General features: G+C 64.5%; 19 protein-coding genes and 1 tRNA gene. 12 read left to right on the top strand and 8 right to left on the bottom strand.

Annotated features, from left to right (window positions below; translation table 11 throughout):
- Positions 1 to 22: 22 nt before the first annotated feature.
- The 4 genes from LQ954_RS00705 to LQ954_RS00690 all read left to right on the top strand — a co-directional run bounded on the left by LQ954_RS00705 (position 23) and on the right by LQ954_RS00690 (position 2,251).
- The gene (locus LQ954_RS00705) at positions 23 to 343 is read left to right on the top strand and encodes a hypothetical protein (RefSeq protein WP_227771231.1); all 321 of its coding nucleotides are present in this window, start codon (positions 23 to 25) and stop codon (positions 341 to 343) included.
- Positions 343 to 528, top strand: a complete 186-nt coding sequence (locus tag LQ954_RS00700; protein ID WP_231021433.1) for a hypothetical protein — start codon at positions 343 to 345, stop codon at positions 526 to 528. The genes LQ954_RS00705 and LQ954_RS00700 overlap by 1 nt, the downstream gene beginning before the upstream one ends.
- A complete protein-coding gene (locus LQ954_RS00695; protein ID WP_231021431.1) occupies positions 525 to 1,469 on the top strand; it encodes an aldo/keto reductase in 945 nt (314 codons plus the stop codon). The genes LQ954_RS00700 and LQ954_RS00695 overlap by 4 nt, the downstream gene beginning before the upstream one ends.
- 131 nt (positions 1,470 to 1,600) lie before the next feature.
- Positions 1,601 to 2,251, top strand: a complete 651-nt coding sequence (locus LQ954_RS00690) for a L,D-transpeptidase family protein (RefSeq protein ID WP_231021429.1) — start codon at positions 1,601 to 1,603, stop codon at positions 2,249 to 2,251.
- A 21-nt stretch (positions 2,252 to 2,272) separates the two neighbouring features.
- Here LQ954_RS00690 and LQ954_RS00685 read toward each other — a convergent pair whose 3' ends face one another.
- Positions 2,273 to 3,658 carry a helix-turn-helix domain-containing protein gene (locus LQ954_RS00685; RefSeq protein WP_231021427.1) on the bottom strand — a complete coding sequence of 462 codons (1,386 nt, stop codon included), beginning with the start codon at positions 3,656 to 3,658 and terminating at the stop codon, positions 2,273 to 2,275.
- Positions 3,659 to 3,830: 172 nt separating this feature from the next.
- On the opposite strand from LQ954_RS00685, the gene LQ954_RS00680 reads away from it, so the two are divergent.
- From LQ954_RS00680 to LQ954_RS00670, 3 genes are all read left to right on the top strand, one after another.
- On the top strand, positions 3,831 to 3,986 hold the full coding sequence (locus LQ954_RS00680) for a hypothetical protein (protein WP_164518819.1): 156 nt from the start codon (positions 3,831 to 3,833) through the stop codon (positions 3,984 to 3,986).
- Between the two features lie 55 nt (positions 3,987 to 4,041).
- Entirely contained in the window at positions 4,042 to 5,637 is a 1,596-nt protein-coding gene (locus LQ954_RS00675; protein ID WP_231021425.1) for an isocitrate lyase, read from the top strand.
- A 196-nt stretch (positions 5,638 to 5,833) separates the two neighbouring features.
- Positions 5,834 to 6,460: a hypothetical protein gene (locus LQ954_RS00670; RefSeq protein ID WP_231021423.1), complete on the top strand. Its 627-nt coding sequence runs from the start codon at positions 5,834 to 5,836 to the stop codon at positions 6,458 to 6,460.
- A 4-nt stretch (positions 6,461 to 6,464) separates the two neighbouring features.
- Here LQ954_RS00670 and LQ954_RS00665 read toward each other — a convergent pair whose 3' ends face one another.
- Both LQ954_RS00665 and LQ954_RS00660 read right to left on the bottom strand, forming a co-directional pair.
- On the bottom strand, positions 6,465 to 7,130 hold the full coding sequence (locus tag LQ954_RS00665; protein WP_231021422.1) for a DUF4893 domain-containing protein: 666 nt from the start codon (positions 7,128 to 7,130) through the stop codon (positions 6,465 to 6,467).
- Between the two features lie 41 nt (positions 7,131 to 7,171).
- Positions 7,172 to 7,957: a 3-hydroxybutyrate dehydrogenase gene (locus LQ954_RS00660; RefSeq protein ID WP_231021420.1), complete on the bottom strand. Its 786-nt coding sequence runs from the start codon at positions 7,955 to 7,957 to the stop codon at positions 7,172 to 7,174.
- Between the two features lie 166 nt (positions 7,958 to 8,123).
- Between LQ954_RS00660 and ypfJ the strand changes: the two genes are divergently transcribed.
- Positions 8,124 to 9,038: a KPN_02809 family neutral zinc metallopeptidase gene (gene ypfJ / locus LQ954_RS00655; RefSeq protein ID WP_231021418.1), complete on the top strand. Its 915-nt coding sequence runs from the start codon at positions 8,124 to 8,126 to the stop codon at positions 9,036 to 9,038.
- Positions 9,039 to 9,130: 92 nt separating this feature from the next.
- Here the strand turns inward: ypfJ and LQ954_RS00650 are convergent, their stop codons facing one another.
- Both LQ954_RS00650 and LQ954_RS00645 read right to left on the bottom strand, forming a co-directional pair.
- The gene (locus LQ954_RS00650; RefSeq protein WP_231022684.1) at positions 9,131 to 10,117 is read right to left on the bottom strand and encodes an NADP-dependent oxidoreductase; all 987 of its coding nucleotides are present in this window, start codon (positions 10,115 to 10,117) and stop codon (positions 9,131 to 9,133) included.
- A 135-nt stretch (positions 10,118 to 10,252) separates the two neighbouring features.
- Positions 10,253 to 11,500 (bottom strand): DUF2171 domain-containing protein, encoded by a 1,248-nt coding sequence (locus LQ954_RS00645; RefSeq protein WP_231021416.1) that lies wholly within the window; start codon positions 11,498 to 11,500, stop codon positions 10,253 to 10,255.
- 67 nt (positions 11,501 to 11,567) lie between these two features.
- Between LQ954_RS00645 and LQ954_RS00640 the strand changes: the two genes are divergently transcribed.
- The 4 genes from LQ954_RS00640 (at position 11,568) to LQ954_RS00625 (ending at position 13,413) form a co-directional block, all read left to right on the top strand.
- Positions 11,568 to 11,741, top strand: a complete 174-nt coding sequence (locus tag LQ954_RS00640; protein WP_227771219.1) for a hypothetical protein — start codon at positions 11,568 to 11,570, stop codon at positions 11,739 to 11,741.
- Positions 11,732 to 11,807, top strand: a tRNA-Ala gene (locus tag LQ954_RS00635). Before LQ954_RS00640 ends, LQ954_RS00635 begins: the two co-directional genes overlap by 10 nt.
- 95 nt (positions 11,808 to 11,902) lie before the next feature.
- On the top strand, positions 11,903 to 12,661 hold the full coding sequence (locus LQ954_RS00630; RefSeq protein ID WP_231021414.1) for an NUDIX hydrolase: 759 nt from the start codon (positions 11,903 to 11,905) through the stop codon (positions 12,659 to 12,661).
- Positions 12,661 to 13,413: an extensin-like domain-containing protein gene (locus LQ954_RS00625; RefSeq protein WP_231021412.1), complete on the top strand. Its 753-nt coding sequence runs from the start codon at positions 12,661 to 12,663 to the stop codon at positions 13,411 to 13,413. The genes LQ954_RS00630 and LQ954_RS00625 overlap by 1 nt, the downstream gene beginning before the upstream one ends.
- A 43-nt stretch (positions 13,414 to 13,456) precedes the next feature.
- Here the strand turns inward: LQ954_RS00625 and LQ954_RS00620 are convergent, their stop codons facing one another.
- The 3 genes from LQ954_RS00620 to LQ954_RS00610 form a co-directional block, all read right to left on the bottom strand.
- Positions 13,457 to 14,008, bottom strand: coding sequence for a hypothetical protein (locus LQ954_RS00620; protein ID WP_227771560.1), 552 nt, complete (start codon positions 14,006 to 14,008; stop codon positions 13,457 to 13,459).
- Positions 14,009 to 14,187: 179 nt separating this feature from the next.
- Complete coding sequence (locus LQ954_RS00615) at positions 14,188 to 14,406, bottom strand: hypothetical protein (RefSeq protein ID WP_321576544.1); 219 nt, start codon at positions 14,404 to 14,406, stop codon at positions 14,188 to 14,190.
- A 57-nt stretch (positions 14,407 to 14,463) separates the two neighbouring features.
- Positions 14,464 to 15,252, bottom strand: coding sequence for a transglutaminase-like domain-containing protein (locus tag LQ954_RS00610; RefSeq protein ID WP_227771216.1), 789 nt, complete (start codon positions 15,250 to 15,252; stop codon positions 14,464 to 14,466).
- Positions 15,253 to 15,353 lie beyond the last annotated feature (101 nt).

Genomic DNA, 15,353 nt, shown 5'->3' with positions numbered 1-15,353 from the left:
GTAAACAAGAGGGAGAGAGTTGATGAAGTTTTTCGCCATTGCCGCCGGCCTCGCCACTGCTGCCGCGCTCGGCGCATGCAGCCCCAAGGCCCAGAACGAGACCGCTGAAGCAGCCAATGCGGTCGGCTCCGATGTGAGCGCCACGACCGAAAACGCGGTTGATGACGTGGATGCGGCAACGGACGAGGCGCTGGGTTCGGCCGAAGCAACCCTGGACAATGCCGGCGCCAAGGCCGAGCGCGGCGCAGATCGGGCCGGCAACGCCATCTCGAACTCCGCCGATCGCGCAGCCGACGCCACCGGCGAGGCGCTGACCGATGCTGGCAATTCGCTGAAGGATTGATGATCCGCACGATCAGGGGGGCGCAGCTCGCGCTCCCCTTCTTGCTGCTCGCCGCCTGTTCCGGCGACCCCGCGGCGCCCGGCGCGCCAACGGCAGATGAAGAACGGCAGCTCAATGATGCAGCGGCCATGCTGGATGCCAACAGCATCGCCCTCGACAATCTTGGTGACGGAGCCTTGAAGTGAAGCAGCGCCTGGGTTCCTCCGACCTTGAAATCGCGCCACTGGTGCTTGGCGGCAACGTCTTTGGCTGGACCGCCGATCGTGCGGCGAGCTTTGCGGTGCTGGACGCGTTTGTGGCTGGCGGCGGCACGATGATCGACACCGCGGACGTCTACTCCGCCTGGGTGCCGGGCCATCGTGGCGGCGAGTCCGAAGCGATGATCGGCGAGTGGCTGAAGGCATCAGGAAAGCGGGACGACGTACTGATCGCCACCAAGGTCGGCATGCTGCCCGGCGAGGGCGGCGAGAAACTCGCGCCTGCACGCATCGCGGCGGCCTGCGAAGCATCGCTCAAGCGGCTCGGCACCGATCGCATCGATCTTTATTTCGCGCACCAGGACGATGAGGATACGCCGCAGCAGGCCGTGCTGGAGGCTTTCGGCCGCCTGGTTGATGCCGGCAAGATCCGTGTCGTCGGCGCATCGAACTTTCACGCCGCGCGCCTGAAATCCGCCAACGAAGCGGCCCGCGCCGCTGGCCTGCCGCGCTATGACGTGCTCCAGCCAGAATATAATCTTGTCAGCCGGCACAGGTTCGAAGGCGAGCTTCAGGATTATTGCGTTGAGCAGAACGTAGGCGTGGTGCCCTATTACGGCCTCGCCTCAGGCTTCCTCACCGGCAAATACCGGTCGCGCGACGATTTGTCGAAAAGCGTACGTGGAGGCCGGATGGGCGAGTTGCTCGAAGGCAAGGGCGGCGAGGTGCTGAAGGCGCTCGACGCAGTGGCAGCCGAAACCGGCGCAACGCTCGCGCAGATCTCGCTTGCCTGGCTGATCGCGCAGGACGGCGTCACGGCGCCGATCGCCAGCGCGACAAGCGTGTCGCAGGTCGAGGAATTGCTGCCCGCCATGACGCTGTCGCTGTCCACCGAGCAACTCGATCGCCTCACCACGGCGGGTGCCTGATTGATCGGCGGATAGCGACGCAAGCGCGTCGGTTCCGGCTATGAACAATGCTGCTGGCGACGTTCGAGGCTGTGCCGCCATTAACCCTGTCACGTCAGCCCACCGCAACCATCCCGCATTAGGACAGGATCATGCTTCCCCGGGGCCGCCTCCTTCTCTTGCCGCTTGCCATTGCGACCGGGGCCATCGCCTTCGCCGTAACGCGAACCGCTCCACCCGAGCCGGAGCCGGCACCCGTCGCCAAGACCGTGCCGGCGGCAGCTCCATCATCGCCCCTCGTTTCCGAGCCTAGTCCTGCGCCAGAGCCTGATCCGGGCGCCTATACGATCAAGTCGATCCTGCCGATCGAGGGCCCGATGAAAATGGGCGAGCATCATTGGGATGAAAGCGCCGCGCCAGCGACGGGCACGATCGTCATCACGGTTGATCTCGCCGCCCAGGTGCTCAGCGTGTTCCGCGACGGTCATGAGATCGGCGCAGCGGCGATCCTGTTCGGTGCCGATGCGAAGCCGACACCGCTGGGCGTTTACCCGATCACGCAGAAGAGCAAGGACCACGTCTCCAACATCTACAACGCGCCGATGCCCTACATGCTTCGCCTGACCAACGATGGCATCGCGGTGCACGCCAGCGAAGTGGCCGACGGCTATATGACGCACGGTTGCATCGGCGTGCCCCTGGCCTTTGCCAAGAAGCTGTTCGAGACGGTGACGCTGGGTGACAAGGTCATCATCACTCGAGGGGAAACCCTGGCAGTGGGCGAGCCTGTCAAGGCAATCTGACGCGGCGGACGACCCCGGTGCTCAATCCCCCGCGAAGGTCAGGGCGCTGACCCGCCGCTCCCGCTCGTTGATCGTCAGCGCGCGGCCGGCCGGCGCCGCAGCGCGTTGCGGGCAATCCTGACGGAAGCACTGGCGACACCCAAGTCCGATCGGCATCGCGGGGCCGGCAAGATTGAAGCCGCGCGCGACCGTCAACGTGCCGGCATGTTCCACCGCAACGCCGATCCCCACCGCGAACTCGGCCGACACCAGGCCATAGCGCTGCCCCTGCGGCGTCACCGTGCGCGCCATCGTCAGCCACCGCTCTCCATCTTCCAGCTCGACCAGCTGAACCGCGAGATGCCCCGGCCGATCGAAGGCGTGATGGAGGTGCCAGAGCGGACAGCGCCCCTCCGCCTCGACCAGCGCAGCGCCACTCGCCCCGGCATAGCGCTTAGATGACTGCCCGGCGCGATCGACGCGGATCATGAAGAATGGCAGGCCGCGCGCGCCGACGCGTTGCAGCGTCGTCAATCGGTGCGCGACATGCTCGAACCCGGCGCCGAAGCGTCGCTGCAACAGCTCGATGTCATAGCCGGTCGCCTCACACGCGCGCAGGAAGCGGGCGTAGGGCATCATCACCGCGGCGGCGAAATAGCTGGCGAGATGGCGGCGGAACAGGCGATCGGCGGCGATTTGACCGAAGCCCGCGCCCGCCACTAGTGCATCGATCTCGCCGCGCGCTTCGATCAGCGCCAGCTGGAACGCAGCGGCAAAGGTACGGCTGGCGGGATCGAGCAATTCCGATAGCTGAAGCTGGCGGGCGTGAAGGTCCAGCCGGCGCAGCACGTCGGGCATCACGTCGACCGGCAGGATTCGGATCGCGAGGCTGTGCTTGACCCGCAGCCGCTCGGAAATCGCGCCGTACAAATCACCGGTGCCAAGCCGCAGTTCATCGGCCAGGGCCTCCGCCGCCGCGTCGAGATCGGGAAAATGGTTGCGCCAGCGCCCGATCTCCCGCCGCACCAGCGCCACGGGATCATCGCCGGGTGCCGCCGCCGCCGTCCCCTGCCCCATGCGGTCGAAGGCGCGCGCAAAGGCCTCCGCCCCGCCGGGCGCGGCGGCCAGCCATTCCTCCAGTTCGTTGCGGTCGATCTCCAGGTCAGCGAACATCGGGTCCGCCAGCCGTCGCCGCATCGCGTCGCGCCCGCCGCCTGGCTCAGCCGCCATCAGCGAGCGCGGATCGAAATCGAACGTCTCGGCCAGTTTCACCAGCAGGGTCGCCGATACGGGGCGCTGGTTGCGTTCGACGAGGTTGAGGTAACTGGGACTGATCGCCAGCATCTCGGCCATCGCCGCCTGGCTCAGCGCCTGCTGCCGCCGCAGCCGCCGTACCACATGCCCCGCCATCAGCTTGCGCTCTGCCATGCCATGATGCTGGCCGACCGCCGGACACCTGTCAATTCTTTACACCATCACAGACGTCGCGGTCGCCTCGTGCGACCCGATGACACCGAATCACCTCGGCATCGCGTTGTGAATTCCGGCTCCATGCTGTTTCTATGATCGCAGTTGTAAGCATTCACACAGGAGAACGACCATGGACGCTACCCCGCAGCGCAGCCGCGCCGTTTTCTCGACCGAGGACTTCGGCCTCATGAAGGAAGCGATCGGCGAGTATATCAAGAAGATCGCCGACGAGCCCCGCTCGGCCAAATTCTCCAACCTTTATCACCGCCTCGGCCGCCTCGGCTGACCGATCCAGACTGCGGGACCGGTCCCGCGTGCCACCATCCGCGACAGGAACAATCATGACCTACCAGGAACAGACCAGTCAGATCGGCCAGCTCGTTGCCAGCTACAATGGCACGTGGGACGGGATCGACGCTGAATCCGTGGCGCGAATGCGGCTGCAGAACCGGTTCCGCACCGGCCTCGACATTGCGCGCTACACCGCCGGCATCATGCGCCGCGACATGGCCGCTTATGACGCCGATCCGGCCAATTACACCCAGTCGCTGGGGTGCTGGCACGGCTTCATCGGGCAGCAGAAGCTCATCTCGATCAAGAAGCATTTCGGCACCACCAAGGGGCGGTATCTGTACCTTTCCGGCTGGATGGTCGCGGCGCTGCGCAGCGAGTTCGGTCCGCTGCCCGACCAGTCAATGCACGAGAAGACCAGCGTTCCCGCGCTGATCGAGGAACTCTACACCTTCCTCAAGCAGGCCGACGCCCGCGAACTGGGCATGATGTTCCGCGATCTCGACAAGGCGCGCGAGAGCGGCAACGAGATCGAGGCGCAGCGGCTGATGCAGGCAATCGACAATTACGAGACGCACGTCGTGCCGATCATCGCCGATATCGACGCCGGCTTCGGCAATGCCGAGGCGACGTACCTCCTCGCCAAGAAGATGATCGAGGCGGGCGCCTGCGCGCTCCAGATCGAGAACCAGGTGTCGGACGAAAAGCAGTGCGGCCACCAGGACGGCAAGGTCACCGTGCCGCATGAGGACTTCCTCGCGAAGGTCCGCGCCTGCCGCTACGCCTTCCTCGAACTGGGCGTCGACGACGGCATCATCGTGACGCGCACCGACTCGCTCGGCGCTGGCCTCACCAAGCAGATCGCTTTCTCCAAGGAGAAGGGTGACATTGGTGACCAGTACAACAGCTTCCTCGATTGCGAGGAAGTGACCGACCTGTCGACCCTGCGCGGCGATGTCGTGATCGAGCGTGACGGCAAGCTGATGCGGCCGAAGCGGCTGCCGTCGAACCTGTTCCAGTTCCGCGAAGGAACCGGCGCCGATCGCTGCGTGCTCGATTGCATCACCTCGCTGCAGAATGGCGCCGACCTGCTGTGGATCGAGACGGAGAAGCCACATATCGAGCAGATCGCCTCGATGGTCGACCGCATCCGCGAAGTCGTGCCGAATGCGAAGCTGGTGTACAACAACAGCCCGAGCTTCAACTGGACGCTGAACTTCCGCCAGCAGGTGTTCGACGCCTGGGTGGAGGCCGGCAAGGACGTGTCCGCCTATGACCGCGCCAAGCTGATGAGCGTCGATTACGACGACACCGATCTGGCGGCAGAGGCCGACGAGCGGATCCGCACCTTCCAGAAGGATGCGGCGGCGCGGGCCGGCATCTTCCACCACCTCATCACGCTGCCGACCTATCACACCGCGGCACTGTCGACCGACAATCTCGCCAAGGAATATTTCGGCGACGCGGGCATGCTCGGCTACGTGAAGGGCGTGCAGCGCAAGGAAATCCGCGAAGGCATCGCCTGCGTGAAACACCAGAATATGTCGGGCAGCGACATCGGCGACGATCACAAGGAGTATTTTGCTGGGGAGGCCGCGCTGAAGGCGGGCGGCGTCCACAACACGATGAACCAGTTCGCGGCGTGAGGCGGTCGCCGTAGCAATCGCTACGGCACGCCGACCTGACGCCCGGTCAACAGCGCGGCTCTGCGGCGAGGATGACCGAAAGTTTCCTGGGGAGGAAAGGTGCCCGTCGGTGGTTCGCCACTGGCGGGCATTTCCGTGTTTCGCCGCATCGCGCAAGCACTTGAGCGGCAGACCGGACAATGACAGAACCGGCGACATGACGCGATTTGTCGCCACGATCGCCGCGCTTCTGCTGTCCCTGGCTGCGCTGCCCGCCCATGCGGCGGTGGTCATCACCTTTTGGAGCCACGAGTTCGGCAACCACTTCCCGCACGCCTTTTTTACGCTGAGAGGCACGCCGGATGCCGGCGGCGAGGCGGTCGACCTCAACTATGGCTTTACCCCCAAGGCGATTTCGCCGGCCATTCTGTTCGGCCCTGTTGGCGGGCGCATCGACATTGCCAAGCGCAGCTACATGGAAGGGAGCGATGCGCAATTTTCGCTGGTTCTCACCGATGCGCAATATGCCGCGATCCTGCGGCTCGTCGATGAATGGGACGAGAAGAAAGGCGACGGCACCTACCGGATGAACACGCGCAATTGCGTGCATTTCGCACAGGAAGCTGCTCGCCGAGCCGGGCTGACTCAGGTGGAGTTCCCCGGTCTGATGAAGAAGCCGCGTTCATTCCTGAAGGCAGTGGCACAGGCGAATGCAACACAGGTGACGGTGATCGACCGTCACGGCAAAGAATATCTGGCAGCGCTGGATGCCGAAAAGCAGGCGAGCCCCACACCGATGGTCGCGAGCAATGCGCCCGCTGCAGTGAACGAAGTAGCCCGCTGAACGCTCAGGAGGAAGCGGGCACCAGTTCGATCACGTCCAGCAGGGACTCAAATGCCGGCAGCGGCAGAACGAGTCTCCATCGCCGATCCCCCACGCGATCAACGAAGCCGGCCATGTCACGGCTATTGTCCCGGCCGTAGGCGATGGGCCGGGTCTCGTCGGCCAGCATCAACGTACCCAGGAACACGGGGCGCCCAGCGGGATCGGGGAAGATGCGTCCGACCGGCCGCTGTGAACCATTGATCTTTTCGAAGCGGAGCAGCGAACCCTCGCGCTCGATCCGACAGGTGAACGGCGGATAGCCGGTGAAATCGCGCATACCCACGGCCTTGCCACCGAGCTTGAACATGCGGCACCGATAGCTTCCCGGCGGCGGCATCGGATCTGCGAGGCGCACATCGGGCAAAAGCAAAGCGCCTTGCGCGGAGATCGCGGCGCCCGCCCCGCTGACGCGAGCGCGGCTGAGGGCATCAAGCCAGGTCGACCGCCATTTACGCAGCCGATCGCGATCTGCCAGCGTTGCCATCCGTCGCCAATCGGCAGGCGCTGTGGTCGCACCGGTGGTGACCGGCGAAGCAGCTGGTGCCGGAACGCTTGCAGGCGCCGGGCGTCGGCCACCGCAGCCAGCGAGTGTCGCCGCCGCCATCGATGCAATCAGCACCCGCTTCACGCTGCCGGCCCCTCCCCAGTTACAGAAGGGCTAGCCCGCGATCACGCGGCGGTCCAGCCGCCGTCCATGGAAAGGTTGGCCCCAGTGATAGACGCTGCCTCGTCCCGGCACAGGAACAACGCAAAGGCCGCCACCTGATCCGGAGTCACGAACGTCTTCGTGGGTTGAGCGGACAGCAGCACGTCGTTGATCACCTGTTCACGGGTGAGGCCGCGCGCCTTCATGGTGTCGGGGATCTGATTCTCGACCAGCGAGGTCCAGACATAGCCAGGAGAGATGCAGTTGACGGTTATACCATCAGTTGCCGTTTCCAGCGCCACCGTCTTGGTAAGCCCCACCAGACCGTGCTTGGCAGCGACATAGGCCGACTTATTGGGACTGGCGACGAGGCTGTGGGCAGATGCGGTGGAAATGATGCGTCCCCAGCCGGATGCGCGCATGTGCGGAATGGCAGCGCGCATCACATGAAAGGCGCTGGTGAGATTGATTGCGATAATGGCGTCCCACTTTTCCGGCGGAAAGTCGGCAACCGGTGCGACATGCTGAATGCCTGCGTTGTTGACGACGATGTCGGGCCCGCCGAGCTCCGCATGGCAGCGCGCAACCATCGCCTCGATAGCCTCCGGCTTCGTCATGTCCGCTGGATCGTGAACCGCCCGGGCGCCGCTCGCGTCCGCCAATGCGGCGCATTGCCGTTCAATGGCCTGCGCATCGCCAAAGCCATTGATCATGACGGCCGCTCCGGCCTGCGCCAGCGCGCTTGCATAAGCCGATCCGATCCCCGAGGTCGAACCAGTCACCAGCGCTGTCTTGCCCTTCAGAAACATGGTGCGTCTCCCACCGCGCGGCCGGGCATGTTCGGCCTTTGCCCTGGCTCCGTTCAATCGCGATCGGATGATGCGCCGATCGAACCCGGATGATCAACCCGCACCAGTTGCAACCGCCCCTCCTCCTCGCGCATTCATGCCGCACCGGTAACGAAGGAACACCGCAATGCGGCTCGACGATTTCGACAACGACATCAACGTCGAGGATCAACGCGGGCAAAGCTTCGGCGGTGGCGGTGGTGGTGGCCTGCTGCTGGGCCTGCTGCCGCTGATCGGGAGTCGCTTCGGTTGCGGGGGCATCGTGGTGGTGCTTCTGATCTTCGCCGTGTTCGGTGGTCTCGGGAACATCGGCGGCCTGCTTACTGGTGGCGGCAGCGCGCCGCCGACGCAGGTCAGCCGCAGCGGCGCGGGAAGCGCGGGCGGATCCGGCGCAGCGGCCGCCTGCTCCGTGGACGCAGCCACCCGATCGACCTGCAACGCCTTTTCTTCGGCGGAAAACACCTGGGAGCGGCTGTTCGCCCAGTCAGGACAGCGTTTCCAGGCGCCCAAACTTGTCTTTTACGGTGGCCAGGGCATGTCAGGCTGCGGCGCGGCATCCTCGGCAATGGGGCCGTTCTACTGCCCATCGGACCAGGGCGTCTACATCGACACCAGTTTCTTCCAGGAACTGGAGCAACGCTTCCGCGCAGCTGGCGACTTCGCCCAATATTATGTCGTGGCACATGAATTTGGCCACCACATCCAGACTTTGACCGGCGCGTCGGAACAGGTCCGGCGTGCGCAGGCAAGCGCCAGCAGGGCGGAAGGCAACGCATTGTCGGTCAGGCTGGAGCTTCAGGCCGATTGCTATGCGGGCGTCTGGGCGGCGCAGAACCGCAACCGATTGGAGCCGGGCGACATCGAAGAGGGCATGACTGCGGCAGCCGCGATCGGTGACGATACGCTGCAGCGCGAGGCGCAGGGCCGTGTCGTGCCGGAGAGCTTCACGCATGGCACGTCGGCTCAGCGACAGGCATGGCTGCGGCGCGGACTGGAAAGCGGCGATCCGGCCGTGTGCGATACGTTCAGCGGCGCGATCTGACCGCCATCACGCAGCGCTGATGTCGGGCGAGATCGATATCAGCGGAGCGGCAAACGGGCGCCGCGGCCGAAACCGCAGCGCCGTCGCCAGCATCAAATGCGAACGAGCATCTTGCCCTTGTTCGCGCCGGTGAAAAGACCGAGGAATGCGTCGGGTGTCGACTCCAGACCCTCGAACACCGTCTCTTCGCGGGTGATGCTCCCGTCATTGAGCCAGCGGCCCATATCCGTGTAGAAGTCAGCGGCACGGGCCAGATGGTCTCCGACCAGAAAGCCCTTGATCGTCACACGAGCGCCGATGACCTTCGCCAGATATTTAAGCGATTGGGGCTGGCCCTCATTGTAGATGTCGATCATGCCGCAGATCGCAAAGCGCGCGTTCATGCGCGATGCGAGCAGCGCCGCGTCGAGATGATCGCCGCCGACGTTGTCGAAATAGACGTCGATTCCCTCCGGTGCCGCCCTGGCAAGTGCCTGCACCACATCATCCGACTTGTAATCGATGACTTCGTCGGCGCCGAGCGACTTCACCCAGTCGCACTTCGCCGCCCCGCCGGCCGACCCGATCACCGTCATGCCCTTCGCTTTGGCGATCTGAACGACGGTAGAGCCGACCGCCCCGGCCGCGGCGGAGACGAACACGATATCGCCTGCCTTCGCCTGCGCCACATCAAGCAGCCCGAAATAGGCGGTCATTCCCGGCATGCCGAACTGACCAAGGAACGCTTCTTCTGGCACGTCGATCGGCGGCAGCGGCTGCACATGCTGGGCGGGCAGCACCGCCTCCTCGCGCCAGCCAAGCATATGCTGCACCTTGGTGCCTACCTTGATGCCTTCGGCGCGGCTTTCCACCACTTCGCCAATCGCTCCACCCTGCATCGGCTCACCAAGGGCAAACGGCGGAACGTAGCTCTTCACGTCGTTCATCCGCCCGCGCATGTACGGATCGACAGAGAGCCAGCGATTGGCGACACGGACTTCATTGTCGCCCAACGGCGCGGAAGGCTGGTCAATCAGCGCGAAATCGCTGGATGTGGGCATCCCCTTGGGGCGCGAGTGCAGAGTCCAGGCACGCGGCATCATTCTCTCCCATATTGTCCGGTTGGCGCATTCATGCCCGAGCGCCGGGCACAAAGCAAAGAGCCCGGGCATCATACCCGGGCTCCCCGCTCGCCTGGCCGCAGAGGGAAACGGCTGGCGGTTGGCTAGTCTCGATCAATAAGTGCCGGAGAAGCTGCGATCGAGGTTCGTGCGGCGTTGATTGTCATCCTGACCGCCCGACTGATTACCGCTCTGAATCCCGCCCTGTTGACCACCACGGCTCCGCGTCTGATCCCCGTAGCCGAACAATGCGGAGTTATTCTCCTCATCGCGCCAGTGCTTCTTCGCTTCGTCGGCCGTCTTCGACAGCGTCACGTTCGTATCGACACTGGCGATCCAGCTCGACGGGATCGAATGATGATGGCCCTCAGCCTCCGGATCATTCTTCGTCAGCAGGATCCGGTCACCGCGAACCTTGTCGACGGTGCCGACATGCGTGCCGTCGGAGCCGACCACATCCATATGCTCCGTCACCTTGTTGAGCGATTCCCGCTGCGTCTGGCGAGTGGTGCGCCAGCTTGAAAACTCGTTCTCGAACTTGCTGCGGTTCTCACGCCGATACTCGTCATAGTCGCGGTCGAGCGCTGCGATCTGCGTCCGGCGCCAGGAGCCATAATCGGAGTCGCGATCATAGGAGTCCTGATCGCTGTAGCCGCGCTCGTCATAGCGCATGTCCGCCTCACGACGGCGCTCCGCCTCCTCGTCGCCGAACCAGGAACGGACTTCATCCCCAGCGCGCGCAAAGAAGCCGCGATCGTCATAATCATAGCCCTGCGGCACGCCGCGATAGCCACCGCCACGCTGGCGATTGCCACCACCCATGCGATCACCGCCCATGCGATCACCACTCATGCGCTGACGCTGGCCGCCATATTCCTGGCCGCGGAAGCGATCGCCGTTGTCGAACCGGCGCCCCGCGCCATAGCCGCCACCACCATAGCCGCCGCCGCTGCTGCTGCCGTAGCCACTGCGATGGTCATCCGAGTCATAGCGCGCCCGGCCGTAGCGATCGCCCGACGACTGGCCATAACCGAAGCCGCTGCCGCTGCGCTCGCCCCAGTCACGCGTATCGTTGTCGCGATCGCTCCAGCCGCGACCACCGCCGCGCCGGCCATAGCCCTCACCTGATCCGTAGTTCCGGTCGTTGTCGCCACGCTCGCCATAAGGAACGAAATTGCGCGTGTAATCGCGATCATCATCGTCGTCATGGCCGCGATTGCGGCCGCGATCGAAGGCGCCGGCGGCGCTATATTCGCGTGCACTGGAATAGCTGTAGTCGCGCCCCGAGCCGAAGTCGCGGCCGAAGTCCTGCGGGTCGCGGCGCCCGTTGTAATCGCCACGGGAGTAACGATCGTAGCCCATGTCCAAACTCCTTACGTCTGCGGACAGCGCCGGACTGTGACGCCCGGTCACGGTGCTGATTCAAGTTATGACGAAGGCGAATGTTCCGCTGCTGGCGGGCGGTTTCGGCCAGCTGCATCGGGCGAGCGGCCAAGCCATTCCGATGATCGTGCCGGCGATGAAACAGAAGGCGTTGCATGAGCGCGCGGGCCAAGCTAAGGGCGACGCTCCCGGCTTCGCCGGGTTCCGGGCGGGGCCGTAGCTCAGATGGGAGAGCGCTGCAATCGCACTGCAGAGGTCAGGGGTTCGATTCCCCTCGGCTCCACCACCCGCCGGTCTGTTGATCGCATTCACCCTCTTTCCTGACGAACTTTGCTGCGCCGCGGCGTGACTTTCCTGCGCGCGGGTCGTTAAGTCGGTCGTATGAGTGACGATCTGCCCGAAGCGATTCCCGCTGCCACCCTGATCATCTTCCGCGAAGCTGCGAACGGCCCACCCGAATTGTTGATGGTGGAGCGGGCGAAGGCGATGGTTTTCGCGGGCGGCGCAATGGTGTTCCCGGGTGGCCGGATCGATCCGGGCGACCATGTGCTGGCAGAGCTGAACGGTGGCGGTGACGAAATGGCCGCCCGGATCGCGGCGGTGCGTGAAACGATCGAGGAGGCCGGTCTGCCAATCGGCCTTTCCTCGCTGCCCGCGGCCGAGCGATTGGCGCAGATGCGGGTTGCCCTGCACGGGGGAGCGACCCTGGCCGAAGCGCTGGCGGAGGCGGAGGCGACGCTTGATCTGGAGCAGCTTGTGCCCTGGGCGCGCTGGCGCCCGGCGCATCGCAACATGCGAATCTTCGACACCCGGTTCTATCTTGCCGAACTGCCCCGCAACGCGCCGCACGCCACGGTCGACCGCACGGAAAATGTCCGCCTTGTCTGGGCAACGGCACAACAGGTTCTGGCAGACGCCGATGCCGGGAAGCTTGAAGTGATTTTCCCCACCCGGCGCAATCTGGAACGTCTCGCGCAGTTCAACAGCTTTGCCGAGGCGGCGGCCCATGCGCACGAGACGCCAATCCGCACCGTTACGCCATGGTCGGAAACCCGGAATGGTGAAGAGCATCTCTGCATCCCCGACGATTGCGGCTACCCGGTCACGTCGGAAGTGATCGCGAGCGCCATGCGGGGCTGATGCCGCGCCGGAAACGCGCGCGCGGACGCGTGCGCCGCATCCTGCGCTGGCTGGTGATACTAGCAGTGAGCGGGTTGCTTGGGCTGCTCGCTTATGGCTGGCTCAGGCAACATCCCGAGGATACGCCATGGGCGCCGCTCGACCTCGCGCAGCCAATCGGCATGTTCACAGGTCGTAAGCTGGTTCCGCTGGGCAATGATTTTCCACGCTGCCGAGCGCTGCTGGACCGGGCAGGCATCGAATACACCGCGCTCGCTGAAGTCAGGGAGGGCGCGCGATGCGGCTATGCGGATGGTGTGCGCTTCGCGGCGGACGATCCGCGCATTACTCCCTTCACTCCAGGGCGGCTTGGCCTCGCCTGCCCTGTCGCCGCAGCATTGGCGCTGTGGCAATGGGAGGTGGTACAGCCAGCCGCGGAGCGCCACTTCCGCATGCGGGTCACCGCGATCGAGCATCTCGGCAGTTACAATTGCCGACGCCTTTATGGTCGAAGCAGCGGCGATTTCAGCCAACATGCCACCGCCGATGCCGTCGACATATCGGGGTTCAGGCTCGCGGATGGACGACGGATCACGCTGGTTGGCGATTGGCCGAAAAAGGGACCAGAAGCAGCGTTTCTTCGTGATGTGCGCGATGGAGCATGCCGCGTGTTCGCAACCGTCCTTTCACCCGATTACAACGCCGCCCATCGCGACCATCTGCATTTCGATCAAGCGGACCGGGGCACCATGGGATGGCGCTCGTGCCGATGATACCACGGTCGCGGTCCCGACCGGCCGACGCAGCACAACCCGTTCAGTGCGGCAGCGCGCCCGCCTCCACCTTCTCGACCCAATAAGGGTAGAATGCTGGCTGGCGCGATGACCAGCCGGAGGCCGTAGCCGCCGCCTCGCTGATCGACTGCAGCAGCTTGCGCCGCAACTCGGGATGAAGGTGCGGCAGCGCTGCTGCGGCGCAGAACGCTCCCGGAAGCCAGGGGCGAACAGCGGCCCCGATCAGCCGTTCGTAGAGGAAGCGATAAGCCGAGAAGCTGGAAATCCGCTCCTGCCCCAGATCGAACGCGCTGACGGTGGTGAGCGGCCCCAGGAACCGCTCGACGGCATCAAGCCCGCTATCATCCGGTATTAGCGCCCGGATTTCCGGCAGGCGCATATAGTGACGGGCCTGAGCGCGAATGCTGGCTGCCTCGACGACATCTCGTGACCAGCGTGCCATCGCGTCGTCGCGGTCCAGGCCTATATCGAGGCTGCGCCTGATGTAGCGCTGCGTCGACGCGGTGAAACTCGCGAATTCCTTCATCTCTGCCAGCGTCATCACGCCTTCTGCTGGCTTCATCCTGGCACTCATTGCGACCACCCCGCCCGCATTGTCGAAGTCGATCTTGATGCCAGGATGATCATCAAACATCCGGCGCCGCAAACCGACGCTAGATACGATCATGCCCCATGCCGCGCCGCAACATCATATGCGACGAACGGCAGCGGAATATTACGGAATGACGTCGGATGCGTCTTTCGCGCAACATATCATGCGTCGCGTTGCCGCTCCTGCTCTTCATTGTAGCCGGAAGACGGCGCGGGATCGGCACGGCCGGGCTGAGTGCTCGACGGGGGATCAGACGCATCCATGGATTCGTCGAGCCCGGCGTCTAGCTGCGCGTCCTTGCTCTCGGGGTTTTTGTCGAGCCGCTTGGCGATTGATTCATCGCGACCGGCGTCCTGCGACGGAGGTTGTTGGGTCGGCATGGCGCTTCTCCTTTGAAACGGATCCTCAACGATCCACGCACGAACCCTGTTCCTTGATCAGGGCTGGTCTTCGAGCCTGCGCACGTTGACCGTTTGGGCGAACAGATATGCCGTGCCGAAGATGGTCATGAATGCGATGTCGGTTGCGTCTCTCCCAACCGCCACGCGCGCAATGTCTGCGCAATTCGCCATGCCAGTAGCGTCAACAAGCCGCCACGCGCCGCCCAGCCACAATTCCGCGACTGCATGGAAGTCGGGAGGATCAACCCCGGGGGCATAGACGGCGACGCAGCGCGCGGGGATCTCCGCCGATCGCGCCAGGGCGACGAGTAGGTGCGCGTAGTCACGACACACGCCGCGCCGCTCGGCAAAGGTGGTGAGCGCGCTGCCGCGAGACTCGGTGGCGGCTGAGCTATATTCCAGCGCTCCCTGCACCCAGTCTACGAGCGCCGCAGCCAGCATACCGCCGGAAAGACCGGCAAACTGCCGTCGCACGAAATGTTCGAACCGGTCAGATTCGCAGTATCGGCTGGGCAGAAGGTAGCGGATCGTTTCCGGCGGCAGGAAGCGCACCGGCGTGGCGGGAAGCGATCCGAGATCAACGGCCGGCCGTTCGACGCTCACTATCGCCCGATAATCAGCAACCAGCCGCTGCTCCGCACGTGCCCAGCAGCGCTGGCCGATGCCTTCCTCGCCGGCCACCGCACGAATGGGATTGTCGGAATGGATGACCAGCGATTCGGCCTCGATCCGCTGATCCGGCATCGCCGCCGTCTCGATCTGCAGCAGAACGTCCGCAGGCTCCGGGAATGCATAGTCGAGATGGACATCGATCGAGAGGCGCATCGCTTGCTCCTGCGCCGGCATCGTACGGCGAGATCATTAAGGTGTTTCCGGCGGAGCCGAGATTCTTTCTTGCCCGTGGATGATTTCACTCAGCGCCGATG

The sequence above is a fragment of the Sphingomonas sp. IC-11 genome (genome assembly GCF_021043365.1).
Classification (GTDB): domain Bacteria; phylum Pseudomonadota; class Alphaproteobacteria; order Sphingomonadales; family Sphingomonadaceae; genus Sphingomonas.
The sequence above is the reverse complement of the archived record's forward strand: the minus strand, read 5'-3'. Positions and strand labels throughout refer to the sequence as shown.